The organism is Caballeronia sp. INML3B (assembly GCF_023631305.1).
GTDB classification, from domain to species: Bacteria; Pseudomonadota; Gammaproteobacteria; order Burkholderiales; family Burkholderiaceae; genus Caballeronia; species Caballeronia turbans.
In genome coordinates this window covers 1-5,375 of sequence record NZ_JALQDI010000088.1, presented here as the reverse complement: position 1 = coordinate 5,375, position 5,375 = coordinate 1, and the positions used below count along the sequence as shown (strand labels likewise).

2 tRNA genes and 3 rRNA genes are annotated in these 5,375 nt (G+C 53.4%); all 5 read right to left on the bottom strand.

What is annotated here, in order from left to right:
* Positions 1-53: 53 nt before the first annotated feature.
* The 5 genes from rrf to NCS58_RS33920 all read right to left on the bottom strand — a co-directional run bounded on the left by rrf (position 54) and on the right by NCS58_RS33920 (position 5,237).
* A 5S ribosomal RNA gene (gene rrf / locus NCS58_RS33940) occupies positions 54-166 on the bottom strand.
* A 134-nt stretch (positions 167-300) separates the two neighbouring features.
* Positions 301-3,183 (bottom strand): 23S ribosomal RNA (locus NCS58_RS33935).
* A gap of 287 nt (positions 3,184-3,470) precedes the next feature.
* Positions 3,471-3,546: transfer RNA gene (locus NCS58_RS33930), tRNA-Ala, on the bottom strand.
* 19 nt (positions 3,547-3,565) lie between these two features.
* Positions 3,566-3,642: transfer RNA gene (locus NCS58_RS33925), tRNA-Ile, on the bottom strand.
* Positions 3,643-3,705: 63 nt separating this feature from the next.
* A 16S ribosomal RNA gene (locus NCS58_RS33920) occupies positions 3,706-5,237 on the bottom strand.
* The 16S, 23S and 5S rRNA genes sit together here with 2 tRNA genes alongside, the layout of an rRNA operon.
* Positions 5,238-5,375 lie beyond the last annotated feature (138 nt).

The window sequence follows — 5,375 nt, the reverse complement described above, 5'->3', positions numbered from 1 at the left end:
AAACGCAAAAACCCCACCTTTGCGGGGTGGGGTTTTTGTTTATCGCATGAGGAGCCTGACGATTACCTACTTTCACACGGGTATCCGCACTATCATCGGCGTGGAGTCGTTTCACGGTCCTGTTCGGGATGGGAAGGGGTGGGACCGACTCGCTATGGTCATCAGGCATGACTTGTTGTTGGGTTGAGGTGCTCAACACAACCAATCTGGGAAGAAGCGGTAAAGAATTGGGTGGCGATTGTGGCACACGCGTGACTCGCCAGTGGTGGCGCGCGGGGCGCGCACAAACACACTGGTTATAGGATCAAGCCTTACGGGCAATTAGTATCAGTTAGCTCAATGCATTACTGCACTTACACACCTGACCTATCAACGTCCTGGTCTGGAACGACCCTTCAAGGGGCTCGAAGCCCCGGGGATATCTCATCTTAAGGCGAGTTTCCCGCTTAGATGCTTTCAGCGGTTATCTCTTCCGAACATAGCTACCCGGCGATGCCACTGGCGTGACAACCGGTACACCAGAGGTTCGTCCACTCCGGTCCTCTCGTACTAGGAGCAGCCCCCTTCAAATATCCAACGCCCACGGCAGATAGGGACCAAACTGTCTCACGACGTTTTAAACCCAGCTCACGTACCTCTTTAAATGGCGAACAGCCATACCCTTGGGACCGGCTACAGCCCCAGGATGAGATGAGCCGACATCGAGGTGCCAAACACCGCCGTCGATATGAACTCTTGGGCGGTATCAGCCTGTTATCCCCAGAGTACCTTTTATCCGTTGAGCGATGGCCCTTCCATACAGAACCACCGGATCACTATGACCTGCTTTCGCACCTGCTCGACTTGTCGGTCTCGCAGTTAAGCACGCTTATGCCATTGCACTATCAGCACGATTTCCGACCGTACCTAGCGTACCTTCGTACTCCTCCGTTACACTTTGGGAGGAGACCGCCCCAGTCAAACTGCCTACCATGCACTGTCCCCGATCCGGATCACGGACCAAGGTTAGAACCTCAAACAAACCAGGGTGGTATTTCAAGGACGGCTCCACCGAAACTAGCGTTCCGGTTTCATAGCCTCCCACCTATCCTACACAGATCGGTTCAAAGTCCAATGCAAAGCTACAGTAAAGGTTCATGGGGTCTTTCCGTCTAGCCGCGGGGAGATTGCATCATCACAAACACTTCAACTTCGCTGAGTCTCGGGAGGAGACAGTGTGGCCATCGTTACGCCATTCGTGCAGGTCGGAACTTACCCGACAAGGAATTTCGCTACCTTAGGACCGTTATAGTTACGGCCGCCGTTTACCGGGACTTCAATCAAGAGCTTGCACCCCATCATTTAATCTTCCGGCACCGGGCAGGCGTCACACCCTATACGTCCACTTTCGTGTTTGCAGAGTGCTGTGTTTTTATTAAACAGTCGCAGCCACCAGTTTATTGCAACCTCTTCACCCTTCCAGCGCAGGCTGGTCAAGCTACAGAGGCGTACCTTATCCCGAAGTTACGGTACCAATTTGCCGAGTTCCTTCTCCCGAGTTCTCTCAAGCGCCTTAGAATACTCATCTCGCCCACCTGTGTCGGTTTGCGGTACGGTCATCGTTAGACTGAAGCTTAGAGGCTTTTCTTGGAACCACTTCCAATTGCTTCGCTTCCGAAGAAGCTCGCGCCACACCCTTGAATTCTGTGCCCGGATTTGCCTAAGCACCTTCTCCAATGCAGCGACCGGGACGTCCAACACCCGGACAACCTTCCGCGATCCGTCCCCCCATCGCATCTAACAATGGTGCAGGAATATTGACCTGCTTCCCATCAGCTACGCATTTCTGCCTCGCCTTAGGGGCCGACTCACCCTACGCCGATGAACGTTGCGTAGGAAACCTTGGGCTTACGGCGAGGGGGCTTTTCACCCCCTTTATCGCTACTCATGTCAGCATTCGCACTTCCGATACCTCCAGCACGCTTTTCAACGCACCTTCGCAGGCTTACGGAACGCTCTCCTACCACACGTACTTGCGTACGCATCCGCAGCTTCGGTGACTGGCTTGAGCCCCGTTACATCTTCCGCGCAGGACGACTCGATCAGTGAGCTATTACGCTTTCTTTAAAGGGTGGCTGCTTCTAAGCCAACCTCCTGACTGTTTTAGCCTTCCCACTTCGTTTCCCACTTAGCCAATCTTTGGGACCTTAGCTGGCGGTCTGGGTTGTTTCCCTCTTGACACCGGACGTTAGCACCCGATGTCTGTCTCCCGTGATTGCACTCTTCGGTATTCGGAGTTTGCTATGGCGTAGTAATCCGCAATGGACCCCACAACCATGACAGTGCTCTACCCCCGAAGGTGATACACGAGGCACTACCTAAATAGTTTTCGGAGAGAACCAGCTATTTCCAAGTTTGTTTAGCCTTTCACCCCTATCCACAGCTCATCCCCTAACTTTTCAACGTTAGTGGGTTCGGTCCTCCAGTACGTGTTACCGCACCTTCAACCTGGCCATGGATAGATCACTTGGTTTCGGGTCTACGCCCAGCAACTGATCGCCCTGTTCGGACTCGCTTTCGCTACGCCTGCCTTAATCAGTTAAGCTCGCTACTGAACGTAAGTCGCTGACCCATTATACAAAAGGTACGCCGTCACCCCTTGCGAGGCTCCGACTGTTTGTATGCATGCGGTTTCAGGATCTATTTCACTCCCCTCCCGGGGTTCTTTTCGCCTTTCCCTCACGGTACTGGTTCACTATCGGTCGATCACGAGTATTTAGCCTTGGAGGATGGTCCCCCCATCTTCAGACAGGATTTCACGTGTCCCGCCCTACTTCTCGTACCCCTAGTTCTTCCTCACGGTTTTCGCTTACAGGGCTATCACCTGCTATGGCCGCACTTTCCAGAGCGTTCAGCTAACCACGAAGATAAAGAGTACAGGCTGATCCCATTTCGCTCGCCACTACTTTGGGAATCTCGGTTGATTTCTGTTCCTGCGGTTACTTAGATGTTTCAGTTCACCGCGTTCGCCCCACATGACCTATGGATTCAGTCATGGGTACTCCATAAGGAGTGGGTTTCCCCATTCGGATATCGGTGGATCAAAGCTCGTTTGCCAGCTCCCCACCGCTTTTCGCAGGCTACCGCGTCCTTCATCGCCTGTGATCGCCAAGGCATCCACCACATGCACTTGTTCGCTTGACCCTATAACGAGTGTGTCTGCTTCGCATTCACCACGTCATAGGCTGAGTATTCGCGTTGTGCCGTATTCCAAAGCGATCTCTCGATCACTTTTTCATACTCGATACAATCACTACCCTGAATCCCTACTCACACCCATCTCTAAGTGCTTTCGAAGATTCTCTTTACTACTTCTTCCAGATTGTTAAAGAACGTTTAGCCCACAAGCGTACTGCCCTGCTTGCGGCATCAACTGGCTATCAATCGCCAATGCTTAACGCTCAACTGCTTGAACGCTAGGCATTGAAGATTGGTGGAGGATGACGGGATCGAACCGACGACCCCCTGCTTGCAAAGCAGGTGCTCTCCCAGCTGAGCTAATCCCCCAGTCATGCATCTCGACTCGTGGTGGGTCTGGTTGGATTCGAACCAACGACCCCCGCCTTATCAAGACGGTGCTCTAACCGACTGAGCTACAGACCCTTAGCCTGTCTTAAACAACAGCCGATAAGCGTGAGCGCTTAATATCTTCGTGCGAAGCTCGAGAAAGGAGGTGATCCAGCCGCACCTTCCGATACGGCTACCTTGTTACGACTTCACCCCAGTCATGAATCCTACCGTGGTGACCGTCCTCCTTGCGGTTAGACTAGCCACTTCTGGTAAAACCCACTCCCATGGTGTGACGGGCGGTGTGTACAAGACCCGGGAACGTATTCACCGCGGCATGCTGATCCGCGATTACTAGCGATTCCAGCTTCACGCAGTCGAGTTGCAGACTGCGATCCGGACTACGATCGGTTTTCTGGGATTGGCTCCGCCTCGCGGCTTGGCAACCCTCTGTTCCGACCATTGTATGACGTGTGAAGCCCTACCCATAAGGGCCATGAGGACTTGACGTCATCCCCACCTTCCTCCGGTTTGTCACCGGCAGTCTCCTTAGAGTGCTCTTGCGTAGCAACTAAGGACAAGGGTTGCGCTCGTTGCGGGACTTAACCCAACATCTCACGACACGAGCTGACGACAGCCATGCAGCACCTGTGCGCCGGTTCTCTTTCGAGCACTCCCGCCTCTCAGCAGGATTCCGACCATGTCAAGGGTAGGTAAGGTTTTTCGCGTTGCATCGAATTAATCCACATCATCCACCGCTTGTGCGGGTCCCCGTCAATTCCTTTGAGTTTTAATCTTGCGACCGTACTCCCCAGGCGGTCAACTTCACGCGTTAGCTACGTTACTAAGGAAATGAATCCCCAACAACTAGTTGACATCGTTTAGGGCGTGGACTACCAGGGTATCTAATCCTGTTTGCTCCCCACGCTTTCGTGCATGAGCGTCAGTGTTGGCCCAGGAGGCTGCCTTCGCCATCGGTATTCCTCCACATCTCTACGCATTTCACTGCTACACGTGGAATTCTACCTCCCTCTGCCACACTCAAAGCCTGCCAGTCACCAATGCAGTTCCCAGGTTAAGCCCGGGGATTTCACATCGGTCTTAACAGACCGCCTGCGCACGCTTTACGCCCAGTAATTCCGATTAACGCTCGCACCCTACGTATTACCGCGGCTGCTGGCACGTAGTTAGCCGGTGCTTATTCTTCCGGTACCGTCATCCCACCACCATATTAGGGCGATGGTTTTCTTTCCGGACAAAAGTGCTTTACAACCCGAAGGCCTTCTTCACACACGCGGCATTGCTGGATCAGGGTTGCCCCCATTGTCCAAAATTCCCCACTGCTGCCTCCCGTAGGAGTCTGGGCCGTGTCTCAGTCCCAGTGTGGCTGGTCGTCCTCTCAGACCAGCTACAGATCGTCGCCTTGGTAGGCCTTTACCCCACCAACTAGCTAATCTGCCATCGGCCGCCCCTGCAGCGCGAGGTCCGAAGATCCCCCGCTTTCTTCCGTAGATCGTATGCGGTATTAATCCGGCTTTCGCCGGGCTATCCCCCACTACAGGACACGTTCCGATGTATTACTCACCCGTTCGCCACTCGCCACCAGGGTTGCCCCCGTGCTGCCGTTCGACTTGCATGTGTAAGGCATGCCGCCAGCGTTCAATCTGAGCCAGGATCAAACTCTTCAGTTCAATTCCTGTTACTGTTTTCGGGTTCCATGAACCCGGTCGCTCACTCAACGTACTGACGATGATTTACTCCATCCAAAGATGGAAAAACCTTCCTCTGATACTTCGTGTGAGACTCTTGATACTTTCGCTATATCCAGC